13 protein-coding genes and 2 pseudogenes are annotated in these 15,031 nt (G+C 46.7%); 5 read left to right on the top strand and 10 right to left on the bottom strand.

The annotated features are described in order from the left end of the window. Positions 1-122: 122 nt before the first annotated feature. Both QUA74_RS28175 and QUA74_RS28170 read right to left on the bottom strand, forming a co-directional pair. Positions 123-407 (bottom strand): annotated as a pseudogene (locus tag QUA74_RS28175) (Uma2 family endonuclease); the annotation flags it as partial. A 325-nt stretch (positions 408-732) separates the two neighbouring features. Beyond that, complete coding sequence (locus QUA74_RS28170) at positions 733-2,847, bottom strand: tetratricopeptide repeat protein (RefSeq protein ID WP_333335715.1); 2,115 nt, start codon at positions 2,845-2,847, stop codon at positions 733-735. Positions 2,848-2,878: 31 nt separating this feature from the next. On the opposite strand from QUA74_RS28170, the gene QUA74_RS28165 reads away from it, so the two are divergent. Further along, complete coding sequence (locus QUA74_RS28165) at positions 2,879-3,004, top strand: hypothetical protein (RefSeq protein WP_333335712.1); 126 nt, start codon at positions 2,879-2,881, stop codon at positions 3,002-3,004. A gap of 158 nt (positions 3,005-3,162) precedes the next feature. Here the strand turns inward: QUA74_RS28165 and QUA74_RS28160 are convergent, their stop codons facing one another. Then, on the bottom strand, positions 3,163-4,035 hold the full coding sequence (locus QUA74_RS28160; RefSeq protein WP_333335709.1) for a 6-carboxytetrahydropterin synthase: 873 nt from the start codon (positions 4,033-4,035) through the stop codon (positions 3,163-3,165). A gap of 20 nt (positions 4,036-4,055) precedes the next feature. Here QUA74_RS28160 and QUA74_RS28155 point away from each other — a divergent pair, with 20 nt between their 5' ends. Then, positions 4,056-4,319 (top strand): hypothetical protein, encoded by a 264-nt coding sequence (locus QUA74_RS28155; protein ID WP_333335707.1) that lies wholly within the window; start codon positions 4,056-4,058, stop codon positions 4,317-4,319. Positions 4,320-4,442: 123 nt separating this feature from the next. Continuing rightward, on the top strand, positions 4,443-5,942 hold the full coding sequence (locus tag QUA74_RS28150) for a cyclic nucleotide-binding domain-containing protein (RefSeq protein WP_333335704.1): 1,500 nt from the start codon (positions 4,443-4,445) through the stop codon (positions 5,940-5,942). 120 nt (positions 5,943-6,062) lie between these two features. On the opposite strand, the gene QUA74_RS28145 is transcribed toward QUA74_RS28150, so the two are convergent. The 5 genes from QUA74_RS28145 to QUA74_RS28125 form a co-directional block, all read right to left on the bottom strand. Beyond that, complete coding sequence (locus QUA74_RS28145; RefSeq protein ID WP_333335701.1) at positions 6,063-6,743, bottom strand: J domain-containing protein; 681 nt, start codon at positions 6,741-6,743, stop codon at positions 6,063-6,065. A 445-nt stretch (positions 6,744-7,188) separates the two neighbouring features. Further along, positions 7,189-8,151, bottom strand: a complete 963-nt coding sequence (gene cysK / locus QUA74_RS28140) for a cysteine synthase A (protein ID WP_333335699.1) — start codon at positions 8,149-8,151, stop codon at positions 7,189-7,191. A gap of 58 nt (positions 8,152-8,209) precedes the next feature. Continuing rightward, the gene (locus QUA74_RS28135) at positions 8,210-8,650 is read right to left on the bottom strand and encodes an Rrf2 family transcriptional regulator (protein WP_242716025.1); all 441 of its coding nucleotides are present in this window, start codon (positions 8,648-8,650) and stop codon (positions 8,210-8,212) included. Between the two features lie 347 nt (positions 8,651-8,997). Continuing rightward, a complete protein-coding gene (locus QUA74_RS28130; RefSeq protein WP_333335696.1) occupies positions 8,998-11,205 on the bottom strand; it encodes an iron uptake porin in 2,208 nt (735 codons plus the stop codon). A 292-nt stretch (positions 11,206-11,497) separates the two neighbouring features. Further along, complete coding sequence (locus QUA74_RS28125; protein ID WP_333335693.1) at positions 11,498-13,147, bottom strand: HD domain-containing phosphohydrolase; 1,650 nt, start codon at positions 13,145-13,147, stop codon at positions 11,498-11,500. 419 nt (positions 13,148-13,566) lie between these two features. Between QUA74_RS28125 and QUA74_RS28120 the strand changes: the two genes are divergently transcribed. Further along, the gene (locus QUA74_RS28120) at positions 13,567-13,722 is read left to right on the top strand and encodes a hypothetical protein (RefSeq protein WP_333335690.1); all 156 of its coding nucleotides are present in this window, start codon (positions 13,567-13,569) and stop codon (positions 13,720-13,722) included. Here the strand turns inward: QUA74_RS28120 and QUA74_RS28115 are convergent. Beyond that, the gene (locus QUA74_RS28115; protein ID WP_333335687.1) at positions 13,714-13,995 is read right to left on the bottom strand and encodes a 4a-hydroxytetrahydrobiopterin dehydratase; all 282 of its coding nucleotides are present in this window, start codon (positions 13,993-13,995) and stop codon (positions 13,714-13,716) included. The genes QUA74_RS28120 and QUA74_RS28115 overlap by 9 nt on opposite strands. Before the next feature lie 385 nt (positions 13,996-14,380). Here QUA74_RS28115 and QUA74_RS28110 point away from each other — a divergent pair, with 385 nt between their 5' ends. Further along, positions 14,381-14,704 carry a hypothetical protein gene (locus QUA74_RS28110; RefSeq protein WP_333335684.1) on the top strand — a complete coding sequence of 108 codons (324 nt, stop codon included), beginning with the start codon at positions 14,381-14,383 and terminating at the stop codon, positions 14,702-14,704. A gap of 195 nt (positions 14,705-14,899) precedes the next feature. Here QUA74_RS28110 and QUA74_RS28105 read toward each other — a convergent pair. Continuing rightward, a pseudogene (locus tag QUA74_RS28105) lies at positions 14,900-15,031 on the bottom strand (photosystem II D2 protein (photosystem q(a) protein)); the annotation flags it as partial.

Here is a 15,031-nt window from a genome sequence, read left to right as displayed (position 1 = left end):
TTAATGGGGTAGAAGCTAGAGGAAAAAAAGGAAACTACCCTACAATACGCATTAAATTTAGCTCCGAGCTGGTTACTTAATTTTTTGTTACATAGTTATAAACTTTCCCACCGACTTACTTAGTAGTCAGGACGAGGTTGCAGCAATACAACATCCGGTTGAGGTTCAGTGCGCTCCGTCAACTGGATAGGGTCTTGGACGCCCAGAGTTGCCCGATCTTCTGGAATGAGGCTGAAACGCCTTGTGAGACGCTTAACAGAACTTGCATGACGAGTACCAATTGCAGCCATTTTAACAATCTCTCCTTCTATAAGTTCTACCCGATCGCCCTCCGAGAGAATACCCGCCTCACTCATCAAATGATATTCTTTTACTGTAAATAACCGTTTTTGAAGCTGAACAGACATATAACTATTCTCCTTGTTTGCAGCTTACCTAAATTTACCATAAAAAAACCGCCCCAAACGGAGCGGCAAAAAGAGGACAACTTTAGATAACAAACTTTATACAACAAGCATTTAACTGACCCCTATCAAGTCGCGTTAAATACTCGTCAATAACTGTAGGGATGGTTGATAGCCAACTATTAATACAGTTAAATCTGAGGGTGTTTGCAAAACTTGCTCTCGATATACAGGCGGTTTATTCTCATCCCTTACTAATTTAAAATTAGGGTGCGATTTCCGATTACGTGACACCTATGGATTTTAAACAACGGGATTTTTGCTGAATTTAAGTTTCTTGTTCAACCGATTCCTTTCCTTCTGTATCCTGTTTTAATTCCGATATAATTGCGCCTCGATCACGCCAAGCTTCGGCATTTTCTGGCTTGATGGCAATAGCTCTATCGTAAGCTGCCATTGCTTCCTCATACCGCTTTAATTTAGACAAAGCTGTGCCCAAGTGGTGCCAAACATCGTAGGAATCGGGCTTAATAGCAATCACTTTCTCATAAGCTGCGATCGCTTCTTCATTGCGCTGCAACTTGGCCAAAGATTCGCCTTTACCAAACCAAGCTTCGTAACACTCCGAATTAAAGGTAATTGCTGATTCGTAAGAGGCAATTGCTGCTTCGTGCTGCGAGAGTTTGTCGAAAGCTGCGCCTCGGTTGTGCCACACTTCAAAATCCTGCGGTTTAAGGGCGATTGCTTTGTCGTAGGATTCGATCGATTCTTGATATCGCTGCATTTTTCCGAGCACAGCGGCTCTATTGTACCAAACTTCGTATTTATCGGGCCGGATGCCGATCGCCCGATCATAAGAATCAATAGCATCGCTGTAGCGGAGCAGTCTCCACAGCATATTGCCTCGATTGTACCAAGTTTCATATCTCTTGGGATTGAGTTCAAGAGCGCGATCGTAAGAATCGACTGCTGCTGCGTGCTGCTGTATTTTGCCCAGCATCGCGCCTCGGTTGTGCCAAACTTCGCTGTCGGTTGCTTTGATAGCGAGGGCGCGATCGTAACTTGCGATCGCTTCTTCGTAATGCTGCAATTTACCCAACAAAGCCGCTATACTGTGCCAACAACCGTATTTTCGAGATTCGCTCAAACTTGCTCGCTCGTAACAGGCGATCGCCTCTTCGTACCTGTGCAATTTGCCGAGTAAATGCGCTTTATTATACCACAATTCGTAGTTATCCGGTTTAATCGATATTGCTTGGTCGTAACAGGCGAGTGCTTCTTCCGGGCGCTGCAATCTTATTAACACATTTCCGCGCCAATACCAAGCCTCCTCCAAATTATTATTAGCTAAAATAGATTTTTCCAAGCAGACTAATGCCTCATCATAATTGCCTTGAAAATAAAGCCCTTCGGCTTGCTTGATATAATCGTCAGCAATCAAATTTTCGTTGCTAGCAGGTGCAGTTTGCGAAGTTGGGGAATTGTTTAATGGGGGTTGATGTGCGACTTTGAGAGCTTCTTTGGCAACAACTGCGGGAACTTGGGAAATTTCTTGAACAATTTGAGATTTTTTCTCGTCAACTTCTGTCCGCAAAACTTGCAGGTGCATGATAAATTGAGATTTGAGAGTCTCAATTTGCTCGACGGAAGATTTGGAAAGTTCAGTTTCTCTAGTTAAAAAATCAAGGGATTGTTTAGCTGCACCCATTTGCGCTTCTAATTCATTCCTCAACTTTTGAGTCAGTTGGCTAGAATTTATGAGTTCTGATTCCAATACACCAATGCCTTGCAATCGTTTATTGGCATCAGCAACCAAGTGTTTGATGATCAGCCGTCGCATCATCCAAAAAAATGCAATTGTCACTGGTGGAAATACAGTACCAAGGATTAGTAAAATATTGAGCAAAGTTATGGTACTATTAAAACCATATCCAGATTCAGAACTGCCAGTAGGCGGGGAGATAAAAGCGAAAACCTCGCGAACTTGAGGATTGCTTTCAACCCCGGTTTCGATTAGTTTCGCCAGCCAGGTTTCTTGTAAAGATTTTGTTAGTTCATCGCCGGATGAAGCAGGAGTATTCGCCTTGGTTTTGGCAGCAGCGGATAACTCCGGTTGAGCGGCCGCTACCAGCAAACCTGTCGGCGATTTTACAGCAATTCGCGGAGAAAATTGTTCGTGGGCGATCGTCTCAGGCTCGCTAATTGACTCAGCCCGACGGGATACGGTAGTATTTGGGGAAAATTGTTCGTGGGCGATCGTCTCAGGCTCGCTAATTGACTCAGCCCGACGCGATTCAGTATTATTTACCGCATCAACAAAGTTGCTAGCCTGCGGTGTCTGAGGAGAAATAGGATGTGCAGCAGGATTGGCGCTAGTATTAGCAGTTAAATTGTGGGATGCGAGGGCAGCCAGACTCAAGAGAGCTAGATTAGAGACGCGCATAAACGTCAACTCATTTAGGAGAAATTAGTGCTTGGTTGTCAGCAATCGGGCGATCGACCTCATCGTCTCAGCAGTTAGAATAGCTGACATGAGGAATGCTGACTTACTATCTCCAAAATACGCGCGGAGTCTGACTTTTCAGGAAAACTGCCAGTAATTCTGGCTGTGTAACTTGGATGAAAGGATATATTCTCGCGCCTCATGCGGTTGGATAACTCTCGGAATCATCATTAGGCTGGGAGGGGTGGCTTCACCAATCTGCACAATTAGCCAACTATCCGGGTGAACCCGCCCCAACCGACCCGATTTTTAACTCTAAACCGCAGCTAAAACCGCTTCCGGCTGCTGATGTTCAACCGCCACTTCCTCTAAATCAGCACCGTAAATTTCACAGCTATTATTCGGACTTTCAACCAGCTTAATCTTGTGCAACTCTGCGCCCAATTCCCGAACGGGCGATCGCAATAATTGCCCGATCCGAACAGCAATATTCTCCGCAGTCGGCACAACGTTCTCAAAATAAGCAATATCCTTATTTAAAAAAGTGTGATCGAAGGGTTCAACAACATAATCGTCAACGGCTTTTTGCAAAGCTCCCAAATCAGCAATCATGCCAGTCCGGGCATCAATTTCCCCTTTAACAGTCACCTCTAAATGATAGTTGTGACCGTGACCGTTGGGACGAGCACATTTGCCATAAATTTCGGAGTTTTCTTCAAAAGTCAAATCAGGACGAGCCAACCGATGGGCGGCGCTAAAATGAGTGGACAGAGTTAGATAAGCTTCCATTCCGTTTCCTAAATATTCAGCCCAAAGTTCGGGGTGTTCAAACAATTGAATTTTGTTCAAAGGTAAATGAGGGGCTAGCCGCAGCCAAATTTGCCGTGCTATGTTTTCGGTAGTTGGCAGAGTCTGCTCAAATTCCGGCCACGCTTCGTTAAGGTAGGAAAAATCGAGATCCTTGATAACTTCCCGCTTGATGACGTGCTTGACATCAGACAGGTTGAGCACCATGCCGTACTCGTCGAGTTCGCCTATCATGGAAACGTAAAGGACGTAATTGTGTCCGTGCCCCGGTGCGCGGGCAGTTGGGCCAAAACGCTCAAAGTTCTCGACTTCGCTCAACTCCGGTAGCCAGTACCGGTGACTCGCCGAAAACTGTGCCCGACGATTGATGATGCACTGCATAAAAGTCAAGTAGGGTAAGCTTGTTAAGTTCTGTAAAGGACTTACTTCTTAAGGATAAACTAATTTTTGCTGGAATTTTTCGATTATTTGAGGGTGCTGTACATGAATTTCTACCAATTTTCCAAATATTGGCAACAAGTCGTCGCTCGATCGAGCTGCAGGGCCCATTTTACGCCACAACACAGATATCCGGCAGAAAATACCGCTACAAAACAGTTTCTCGCCATCAGTTGCTAACCCATCAGTTACGAGTCTTTGAGAGTGCCATCGACCCGCACCTGTAACAGTGCGCGCCCGAAATTTCGAGTGTTTAGTCTTGGCCCTGCAATAGTTAGCAGTTTGGGGTTAAGTTGCGCTCAAAACTAATCACCCCTTACCAATCACCCATTACCCATTACCCCATATTAATGAATTCGATTACTGCACGAGCCGATCGCTTTTTTGAACATTTATCGGGTGCGATGACAACCCCGCTATTCTATATCGGGGACACTCATCTGTCCATCAGTGCGATCGTCAAACTGATAATCTTAGCTATATTTGCCTTGATTATAGCTAAGATTATCAGTGAAGGAATCAAGCGCAGCCTGCTAGTTCGGATGGGATTGGATCGCGGCAGTCGAGAAGCAATTTCTACGATCATTAGCTATATTTTAGCCTCTATTGGCTGTATATTCGTCCTGCAAGGTTCCGGCATCAACCTCACTTCTCTCACCGTCTTAGCTGGGGTTGTCGGCATTGGTTTCGGCTTTGGCTTGCAAAATCTCGCCAGCAACTTTATCAGCGGTCTCACCCTCCTATTTGAACACCAAATTAGAGTCGGAGACTTTATTGAAATAGACAAGTTATTAGGAACAGTAGAAACTATTTCGATCCGCTCTACAATTATTAAAACAATTGACGGTCTATTTGTAATCATACCAAATATTAAGTTTGTCGAAACTAACATTATTAACTGGAGTTATAGAGACCCCAGATGCCGCCTCCACATCCCCGTCGGCGTTGCTTACGGATCTGACCCAGTAATAGTTACGGAAGCGCTATTAATTGCGGCGCGGATGGAATCGAATGTCTTGTCCCATCCTTCTCCTAAAGTATGGTTTCACGGTTTTGGAGATAACGCTTTAAATTTTGAACTTTTAGTTTGGATTGATCAGCCACAGGAAAGCGATGCTATTAAAAGCGCAGTAAATTTTTTAATAGATTACGAATTGCGCCACCGAAACATCGAAATTCCCTTTCCCCAGCGGGATTTGTGGCTGCGAAACCCGCAAGAGTTAACTCAACTTTTTCACCATAACAAAGACGATAATTCCAACGGAAAAAATTTTCCGCATAATGCTAAACATTCAGCCGAGTTAAAATCTAATTCCACCGTTTCTGAACCTAAAACTCCAGCGCCTAAATCCCCCAATAATTGGACGCTCCGAGATTTGTTGCGACGAGTAACTTATTTTGAACAGTGTACGGATTTAGAACTGCGACAGTTAATTGAATACGGCTACCGACAACTGTTTCCAGCGGGACAGGTTGTATGTAAAGAAAATGATCCTGGGGATTCTTTTTATATTATTCTTTCTGGTACTGTAGAAGTTCTTTCTCAAAAAGCCGGTCAGTATATTGCTACCCTTCACGAGGGCGAGTTTTTTGGGGAAATATCTTTGCTATTGGGAACTCCGAGAACGGCGACTGTTAAAACTAGCGAAGATGCAATTTTGTTTGTGGTGGAACGTCACGATTTGCAAAAACTTTTAAGAGAACAACCCAATTTAGCCGATCAGATTGCTCAAAAATTGTCGGAACGCCAGCAAGCTTTGAGAGATTTGGGATTGTTAGATGACGACTCTCTGGAACAAACTCCTTTTATTAAAATTCGCAAGCGAATTCAAGTTCTTTTTGGAATTTGAAAGAGGGAAGAGGGAAGTTCGGCAACGGATTCTGTAACGGATGTAACGGATGTCAGGAATAAGGAAGAAGGAAGAGGGAAGAGGGAAGAGGGAAGAGGGAAGAGGGAACAATCTGCTTTTTTAACTTTTAAATTTTAATTCATCCTGCGCTTCCCGCCGCAGTCTGGCGGCAATTCTAAACAGTTCTTGACCGGTGTGCAAGTGGCGATCGTCATAATTGAGGGTAAATAGCTGCAATTCTTCTATTCCGTCTCCGACTTGATTGATGCAGTAGTAAAGATGGGCCGCAACTCCGGCTACATTAGATGGATTGGGCATCGATGTAAGAAATTTATGAGCTTTTTTGAGAAATTCGCGGCTGGTTTCGATATAAAGTTGAAACTTTTCTATCAGTTCGTCATCAAACGGATCTGCGGACAATTCGTCTATTTCCTTTTTAAGCGGCTTCAAGATGCTGTTGAGCATTTTATTGACGGGTTTGTATACTTTAATCAGCCACTGTTCCATTTGTTCGTCGGCTTCCCGTGCTGTTTGTTTTTGCTGGCGGGTGACGTTTGGTGCGACTGGTGATTGCTGTTGGCTTGGCTGGGAAAATTGGCGATCGTAAGATTGTCTGCGCTGGGCGTCTCCTAATATTTCATAGGCTGCATTGAGGCGGACAATTTCTTCGTGACCCGCTGTGTCGCTGCGGCTGTCTGGATGAAATAATTTGACTAAACGGCGGTATGCTTGTTTAATCTCGGCTTGTGTTGCGGTTGGGCTAATCTTTAGGGTTTTGTAGTGATTGGTAACGGAAGACACGCTGTTATTTCCTTGAAATCTGGATAATCTGTGAAAAAGTGCTTGACAAAAATATCATTATTTGCTAATTTTTTAAGTATTTATATGATATAAATGTCAAAAATTGTAAGTAAAAAACCTCAGTTTTCAACTTATCATAAATCTATTTTAGAAAAACATTGATGCTTTTGAAGTGGGAAGCCGATCGACATTGGGGACTCACATAGCGCTCCTCCCACCAATTGTTAGCTCCTTCTTTTCTTTTCTCTTCCTTCGCGACAAAAGCGTTTACCGGCCGCTTCGCTAACGCGCCGAAAGCGATTCACAAAAAAGCCCCCTCAGAAATTTTGCCTCGATCGCCATCGAGGCAGCTACAATCTATCGCCATTCTTTAAGCTAAAAAGCCAAGCAGGGCGTACAGTGTACGCCCTGCGGGCAGTTTCTGCGACTTGGGCTGGAGGCTGACCTAGTTGAGGGCCATCGCCAGATTGAGTTCTGGATCTTGGAACAAGGGAGTGCTGAGATAGCGTTCGCCGAAGCTAGGCTGAATCATCACAATCAATTTCCCTGCATTTTCGGGACGCTTGCCGACTTTCACGGCCGCACATAGTGCCGCACCGCTGGAAATACCGGACAAAAGTCCTTCTTCTCTGGCCAAGCGACGGCTGTAGGCGATCGACTCGTCATCCGTAACAACTATAATTTCGTCGATCGAATCCACATTCAGCACCGGCGGCACAAAACCAGCACCGATACCTTGAATTTTGTGAGGCCCTGGCTTTCCGCCCGACAGTACCTGACTGTTAGCCGGCTCAACGGCGATCGCCTTAAACTCGGGTTTCCGCGACTTAATCACCTCTGCGACACCGGTAATCGTACCGCCCGTGCCGACTCCCGAAATCAGGAAATCCACCTCGCCGTCTGTATCTTCCCAAATTTCCTCAGCCGTTGTTGAGCGGTGAACCTGCGGGTTCGCTGGATTCCGAAACTGCTGCAACATATACGCATTGGGAGTTTTGTCCACAATTTCTTGAGCGCGGCGGATGCAGCCACTCATGCCTTCAATTCCGGGAGTCAGTTCTAGTTGGGCCCCGTAAGCTCGCAGCATCGATCGGCGTTCCGTGCTCATCGTATCAGGCATGGTCAAAATCAACTGGTAGCCCTTAGCCGCCGCCACCATTGCCAGAGCAATTCCGGTATTGCCAGAAGTCGGTTCCACTAAAACCGTTTTGCCTGGACTAATCAGTCCTTCGGCCTCGGCTTGATTGACCATACTGACACCGATGCGATCCTTCACCGATGCTGCCGGATTCATGCCTTCGAGTTTTACCACAATCCGAGCCAAGCAGCCTTCAGCTTGGGGAATGCGGTTGAGTTGCACCAAGGGCGTCCGCCCTACCAATTCTGTAATGTCGCCAGCAATACGCATAATCTTTGTCAGTTTGTGGTTGAAAGTAAATGTTAATTCCTAGTTGGCAATATTTTAACTAGATGTAATACATGATATCGAGCTGCCGTCTGCCATTGCGCTTTTCGCACAGATCCTGTAACGTGTATTTTTGCAAAACTGAGTTGGCAATCGATCGGGCTTCTTGCCAAACTTCCCAAATCACCGCACTTTCTACAGTTTGAGCAGGCGAGTCTTTTTCAGAGCGATCGAACTCTGAGCCTTCGAGACAGTTGATAATTTCTAGGAGTGTTATTTTCCAGGGTTCCCTCGCCAAAATATAACCTCCCTTAGCTCCTCGTTGACTGCGAATCAGCCCGCAGCGTCTCATGGTAGCCAGCAACTGCTCTAAATATCGATCGGGAATATTTTGCTGAGCCGCTATCTGGCGAATTTGCAGAGGCTCGCCTTCTTCGTAGCAATCGGCAAGCTCCAGCAAAGCTAAGATTGCGTATTCGCTTTTACAGGAGAGTTCTACCATAATTGCTTCCAATACCAGAATTATCAACTCCGAAGTCAGATGTTAAAATTCTCCTCAATGTTGAGTTCCCAATTCTAACTCCTCACTTTACCTTTTATTATACCCCGGTTTTCCACTGAACTTAATCGACTTTCGTCACTTTATGCTTGGGACGATCGGCATTACCTCAAGAAACCGGGTTTCTGCGTCTATGACTAATAATTTTTAATTTTTATTTTAATAGATTCTCGGCGCCCCCTTTGTCCCGCAAACCAAAAAGCCCTGCTGCAGGCAGGGCTAAACTGGGCCTTGAGAGTTGCTAGCAGAGAGGGTATGACCCCCCTCCCCCTGGCTCCTCTAATCCGCTCTTAGAACGTGAAAGTAGTTCTCAGAGTACCGATGATGATGTCATCATTACGGTCATCTTGATTAGGATTAGTCACCCAAATCACGCCCGGAGTAACAGAAATGTTGTCCGAGAGCTGAAACTTGTAGAACCCTTCAACGTGATAGGAATCATCGTTGCGGAAGCTCCGCAAACTGCTTGCAGCTTCAAGTTTATCCAAGTAAGGCTCACGACCTACCACGAGCCCTAGCAAGTTGCCTTCTTTCCCTAAATCGGGCAAAGCCAAGGTAACAGCGTAGTTCCAAATTCTCGCATCGCCGATACCGATAATGCGGGCATTGGTTAAACCGGCCCAGCCACCAAGGATAAATCTCGGGCTCAGTCGCAACGAAGCCTGAGCACCGTAGGAGTTGCTGACAACTTTGCGAGCATTGAAGCCCTCAAAGCCTTCGCTCAAACCGTTGAGAGAATTAGCCACGCCGGTACCTGTGAAACCGCCGAGACTGCCTGGCCCATTCGATAAAGCATTGTCAAACCCAAAGTTACCTCTGCTAAAGTAACCGTGGTTGTAGTTGAAAGCAACTTGCAAGTTGCGTCCGGGGGTAAAAGTCAACTGACCCATCGCCGCGTAGTCGCCGTTCGTCAAGCCTGCACCCCTAGCGGGACTGGCTGCATTTGACGCCAAATAACCGAAGGACAGAGAAGTCGGGCCGAACACGCCGCCCAGCAAGCCCCTGCCACCGAAGGCATAGTCAAAGCCGATACCTGACCCACCGCCCAAGCGATAAATCGGGTTCCGCTGTCCAAAGGTGCTCAGTGACCCGTTGCCCCCGTCAAAGTCTTCAAAGTAAGGGTTGACAGTCGGCATAATGTCGTCCCACACGCCAGCGTTGGCTATCAGGCTAACGTTCAGCCGCTGACCGACCGGGAACTTGTAGAGCAAAGTGTCCAGGGCAACAACATTGTCGGTTCTGCCGACAAAATTCCAAGTTTGAGTGCCTTCGCTGGTAGCCCCAAGGTTGAATTTTTGACCGTTGCCGACTTGAAGCCTGGTAAGCAGCAAGTCTCTGCCGGTGAAGCTCGTATTTAAATTGAGACGCACCCGCTGTTGGAAGACAGTTTCGTTATTGTTGCTGCCGATTCTTTCGCCGTCTCTGCCAAAAACGCTAACGTCGCTACTAAAGTCGTCGCTGAGAGCGAAAATAGCTTCCCCGGTCAGCTTGGTAGTGGTGGAGAATTGGTTGGCTTCGAGTTCGGATGTCCGAGCTTCCAGAGCATCGACGCGACCGCGCAGGGTGGCCAGTTCCGCTGCAAATTCTTCTTGGAGCCGTTGGAGGGCTGCCAAGTCATCTCTCGTAGCGAAGTTGCCAGTGCCACCTCTAATTAGCTCACTAACCTTGTCTAAGCAAGCATTTAAACCGGCTGCAAATTCGTAGCGAGTCATTGCGCGGTTGCCGCGGAAGGTGCCGTCGGGATACCCGGCAATACAGCCGTAGCGCTCGACTAGGGATTGCAGTGCTTGGAAGGCCCAGTCTGTGGGCCGCACGTCGGAAAGTTGAGATACTGAGGTAACTTGACCTTCAGTTTCGCCGCCGGCAGCACCTTCGCTGCTGTACTCGTTGAGCTGTTCTAATGTGGCGGCTGGGTTTTGCTCTTGTGGTGCGGCAGTTTGGGCTAAAGATTCAGCCGCTTTTGGCAAACTTTGTTCTGCCGACTCTGCCACTGCCGCGGCTGGAGTTTCTAATTGAACTGCACCGATTTGCTCTGGGAGAGCGGTAGCTGCCGGGGCTGGAATTTCTAGTTGGGCTGCCGGGGCCGAATTTTCTACTGGTTGAGCGACTGTTGGCTCAACTGCGGCTAAAGATTCACTTGTAGGTTGTGATGCCGCTTGGGGATTTGCCTCAGCAGGGGCTGCGTTGGCTCCGACGATCGCACTTTCAGTTGCATCAGTTGCAGCCGGGGCCCCATCTGCAATCGCTGCCTGAGTTTCGCTGCCAGCGACTTCGGAAATTTCTTCGACTGGCTCGGAGGCTGCGATTGTTTCGGAAATAGCAGCTAAAGCATTGAGTTTCGCTTCTGAGGTTTCAGCGGTTTCAGCTTTGGCGGCAGCGGGCTGGAGCGCATCAGCAGCCTGCTGAGCGTCTGCTGCCATCGCGCTCGAAGAAACTACTAGGGTAGCTCCTAAGACTGCTGGGCTGATTAATAGGTAACTCCACAAAAATTTCGACATATTCACTCTCATCCTCACACCGATTACAGAGAAACTTTTCTAGTCTTCTATGTGGTCAGTTGTTGCTCAACTAGCATACTCTAAAAAGAGACCTAAAATTCACTTTTTCTTTTGATTCTTTCGGGCTGACCGAGTATATAGATGTGACTGACGGCTGCAGAGAGCCTGTTTTTTAAACTGTACTCAACTGCGTCAAAACCAGGCCCGGCTTGGGTTGTGGATTGATTTGACGACTGACACTAGATAGCGCCCGATCGCCTATTTACTTTTTAGCACAGCACGCCCGACTCGTCTAGGCTGATTCGACTTTAACCTCCAAGCTGTGCCCTAGGACGCTAAAGACTTGGCGATGATCGAACAATTCTAACAAATCAGCGTTGATTTTGTTGTGAGCTGCTTCTTGTCGCAAAATTTTCATTGCTGCATCTGTGTGCAGGGCTCGCTTGTAGGGGCGATCGCCTGCTGTTAGGGCGTCGTAAATATCGGCGATCGTCATCAACTGTGCTTGAATTGGAATTTCTGACTTGTTTAAACCTCGCGGATAGCCTGTGCCGTCGAGTTTTTCGTGATGTCCGTAAGCAATATCTGGAACATTTTTTAGATCCTTTGTCCAAGGAATTTGTTTCAGAAACTCGTAAGTGTGAGTTACGTGAAATTCTATTGCTGATCGTTCTTCCGGCGTCAGGTTGCCCCTTGACACCATCAATTGCACGATCTCGTCTGGGTTCAGCAGGGGTTTCTTTGCCCCATCTATATCTCTGTAAGTTTGTCGAGAAATTTCTCGCAGTTGAGCTAGCGGTTCTGCTGCCAAAATGTGAGGCTCGTTTGCCTCTAGCAGCACTTCCCAGTATTCTGCTAATCTGGTTTTCGCCTCTGCTAGCTTAGTGTCTAGCTGTTCGATTTCCTGGCATTGAGCGCACTCTAGCTCCTGGATCGGGTGTTTTCGGTAGGCGGAATGCTCCAGCAAGTATTTATATTTAGACTGGACGCATTCCATTTCCATCGTCCGTTGAGCTAAGCCAAAGCGGTGGCGAATGATTTCTAGCTGTGCGGGGTAGAGCTTTTTCTGTTTGGTCAAAACTGCTTCGGCGACTCCAATTTTGCCAAAATCGTGCAGCAGGGCGGCGTAGCGAAGTTCTTGAATTTGGCGGTTGTTAAAGTAAATAGAGCGCAGTCCTCCGCTGCTGACGGTGTTTACTTCTTCTGAAAGGCGTACTGTGAGGGCTGCTACTCGTTCTGAATGACCGTAGGTACAGGGGTCTCTGGCTTCTATGACTTGCACCGAGGCTTTCACGAAGCCCTCGAACAAATGTTCTATGCTGTCTTGGAGTTGATTGCGCTCGATCGAGATGGCTGCTTGAGAAGCGAGCGATCGAACTATCCTTTCTTCCCACTCCGAATACTGCTGCGTCGATTCCCAGGCATTGTCTGCTGTCAGCACTGTATCTGCCTTTGTTTTGCGGTTGATCAGTTGCAGTACGCCTATTGTCTCGCCCTGTCGGTTTTGCATCGGCAGTACCATTACCGAGCAAGTGCGGTAATTAATATCCCTGTCAAAACTCGTATCTAGCCGGTAGGGTACGCCCGCGGGTAAGTCGTAGGCATCAGACAGGTTCAAACTTTGACCTGTAATTGCCACGTATCCTGCCAAACTTTTGTCTGTCAGCGGCAGGGCAAACTCTTTAAACGACAGGCTCGGTTTAGAAGCGTTTTGGGCTACCTTAAACAGCAGCTTAGATGTTTCGTCGCTGTGATCTACTAAGTAAACGCTGCCAGCATCGCTGTAGGTAATTTCCCTACTTTTGGATAAAATTAAGTTTAACAACTCGCCCAAATCTTGGGCGCTCGACAGAGCCGCGCCAATATCTAAAAGCTTTTCTATCAGATCGGTTTTTTCTGCTGCAGATTCGTTCTTGAACTCTGGCTTTTCAAATACGATCATGTTCGGATGATGGGGAATAGCCTTTTATAAATTGAACGTTGGGCCTCTAGACTTTTTCACCTAAAAACGAGCGAGAAGCCCCTGGCTTTAGACATGGGGAGGAAAGCGGCAGCGACGACCGTCGCCTAAAAATGCTTGCACAGTTTGAATTAGTATACTATAATAAGTGTAACGAGTAAGAACAACTATCTACGTGTTGAAACATTTTAGTCGGGAGTGAGATTCCGGCACAGTAAGCCACTACTGTCTAAAGACAGGAAGCCTATTTAACTGACAAAAAATATCAAAATGTGGAGTACCTATCTGGCCTAAGTGATGGACTCCGAAAGCCTCTACAAAAGTTAAAAGTATACGCAAAGTTTGGATTCGTCCAAATTGAGTGGGTAGAGGTGCTTTGATAACGCCTTTGAAAGCTCTTTATGGTATACGTAAAGAATCCCCCTGATTCATCAGTGGGGAGTATCAAACCCGATTTTAACCCCAAGTCGATTTTTTATTTGCGAGCTTTCGGCGATCGGGGAATGTCGCTAGATGCAGTGGCTCTTGTGGGGTCAACGGGCACTCTTTTAATCTAGCGTAGAAATCTCTTGGGCTAGCGCAAAGTCTTTCTCAGTTAAGCCTCCGGCATCGTGGGTTGTCAAGTTAACTGTAACTTTGTTGTAGGAGATTTCTATGTCCGGGTGATGTCCTGCGGCTTCTGAGGGGGCGACCAACTTATTTACAAAGACGATCGCTTCGATAAAATCTTTAAATAAACGGGTAGAGCGCAGTTGTTTACCTTCAATTGTCCACCCTGACAATTGACTGGCGCGCTCTTTAATTTCAGTATTGTTAATTAGCTCAGCCATAATTTTTTTCTTTGGGATTAGCAATGGCAGATTAACTGCCCACTTGTAGAAACCCTAACCAAAAACTATCCGCTCTCACCAATAGTGTTGAGCCTCAAGTTTTAATACTCAAGATTTAACACTATTTGAGGTGAGAGCGGTCTAGCGGGTCTTCAGATTAGAACCTGACTGCCGGGAGAATCCCTAGCTCAGCCTGGTTCCCCGTGGAAGTCGTTTCCCGTTGGAGACGACGGCTGACTGCTAGTGAGCGGCCCCGGCGCACAGCCGGTAGTTTCCAATCTGATGACCCATGCGTTTACTACTTTCTATCATGGGCATCACCTCCAGGTTTAGCTAAATGGCTTAATATTGGAACGCACATCACCTAAATACAAGATTTAAGGTGATGATTTGTGCGCTAGCCATTGCCAGCGTTACCAGAAGAACTTGCGTTCTGAGTATCATTCTAGTAGTCACAATTATTAGAATAACACAAGGAATTAGAAGTGGGGGGATACAAATTGAGATTTTTGCAAGATTGGGTGAAATTACTGCTGCTGCAAGGTCTTTGATCGATCTCTACAGCAATCGGGCGATCGCAGTTTCAGCCATTTGCGGATATGTTCTTCAGAATCCGGGCGGGCTGTGTGGTTATCAGGTGCATGGCAACTCTGGCGGCAGGGAAAGGTTGATCGATTTCTTGCCAGATAGGAGAGTTCACCAGATATAAAGACACAAGTTGTTCTAGCCGCAGGCAGAGTTTGTTTTTGTACAAAATCAACTTTTTTAGGGCGCTAATTCGAGCGAATCCTAGAAACAAAAAGCTCCCGCGACCAGGCGGGAGCTTTTTAAGCATTAAGGGTAAAGCCTAAAGTGCTTTATCTTACCCTTTTAAAATGTTGGAAATTTTGATATTTCGCGCTGATTACAGAGCGTTACCGCGAGGCAGAACTTCTTCAGGGAAGATGTAGTTTTCGTGGGGTTGGTCCGTAGGAGCCATCCAAGCACGAATGCCTTCGTTAAGCAGAATGTTCTTAGTGTAGAACGTTTCAAACTC

The sequence above is a fragment of the Microcoleus sp. LAD1_D3 genome (assembly GCF_036702135.1).
Lineage (GTDB): Bacteria > Cyanobacteriota > Cyanobacteriia > Cyanobacteriales > Microcoleaceae > Microcoleus.
The sequence above is the reverse complement of the archived record's forward strand: the minus strand, read 5'-3'. Positions and strand labels throughout refer to the sequence as shown.

Bases quoted from the DNA above. Each gene is read 5' to 3' on its own strand.
- QUA74_RS28130 (WP_333335696.1), bottom strand. From the start codon at position 11,205: ATGTCGAAATTTTTGTGGAGTTACCTATTAATCAGCCCAGCAGTCTTA.
- QUA74_RS28110 (WP_333335684.1), top strand. From the start codon at position 14,381: ATGATTTGTGCGCTAGCCATTGCCAGCGTTACCAGAAGAACTTGCGTT.
- QUA74_RS28120 (WP_333335690.1), top strand. From the start codon at position 13,567: ATGGTATACGTAAAGAATCCCCCTGATTCATCAGTGGGGAGTATCAAA.
- QUA74_RS28170 (WP_333335715.1), bottom strand. From the start codon at position 2,847: ATGCGCGTCTCTAATCTAGCTCTCTTGAGTCTGGCTGCCCTCGCATCC.
- QUA74_RS28115 (WP_333335687.1), bottom strand. From the start codon at position 13,995: ATGGCTGAGCTAATTAACAATACTGAAATTAAAGAGCGCGCCAGTCAA.
- QUA74_RS28150 (WP_333335704.1), top strand. From the start codon at position 4,443: ATGAATTCGATTACTGCACGAGCCGATCGCTTTTTTGAACATTTATCG.
- cysK (WP_333335699.1), bottom strand. From the start codon at position 8,151: ATGCGTATTGCTGGCGACATTACAGAATTGGTAGGGCGGACGCCCTTG.
- QUA74_RS28160 (WP_333335709.1), bottom strand. From the start codon at position 4,035: ATGCAGTGCATCATCAATCGTCGGGCACAGTTTTCGGCGAGTCACCGG.
- QUA74_RS28135 (WP_242716025.1), bottom strand. From the start codon at position 8,650: ATGGTAGAACTCTCCTGTAAAAGCGAATACGCAATCTTAGCTTTGCTG.
- QUA74_RS28125 (WP_333335693.1), bottom strand. From the start codon at position 13,147: ATGATCGTATTTGAAAAGCCAGAGTTCAAGAACGAATCTGCAGCAGAA.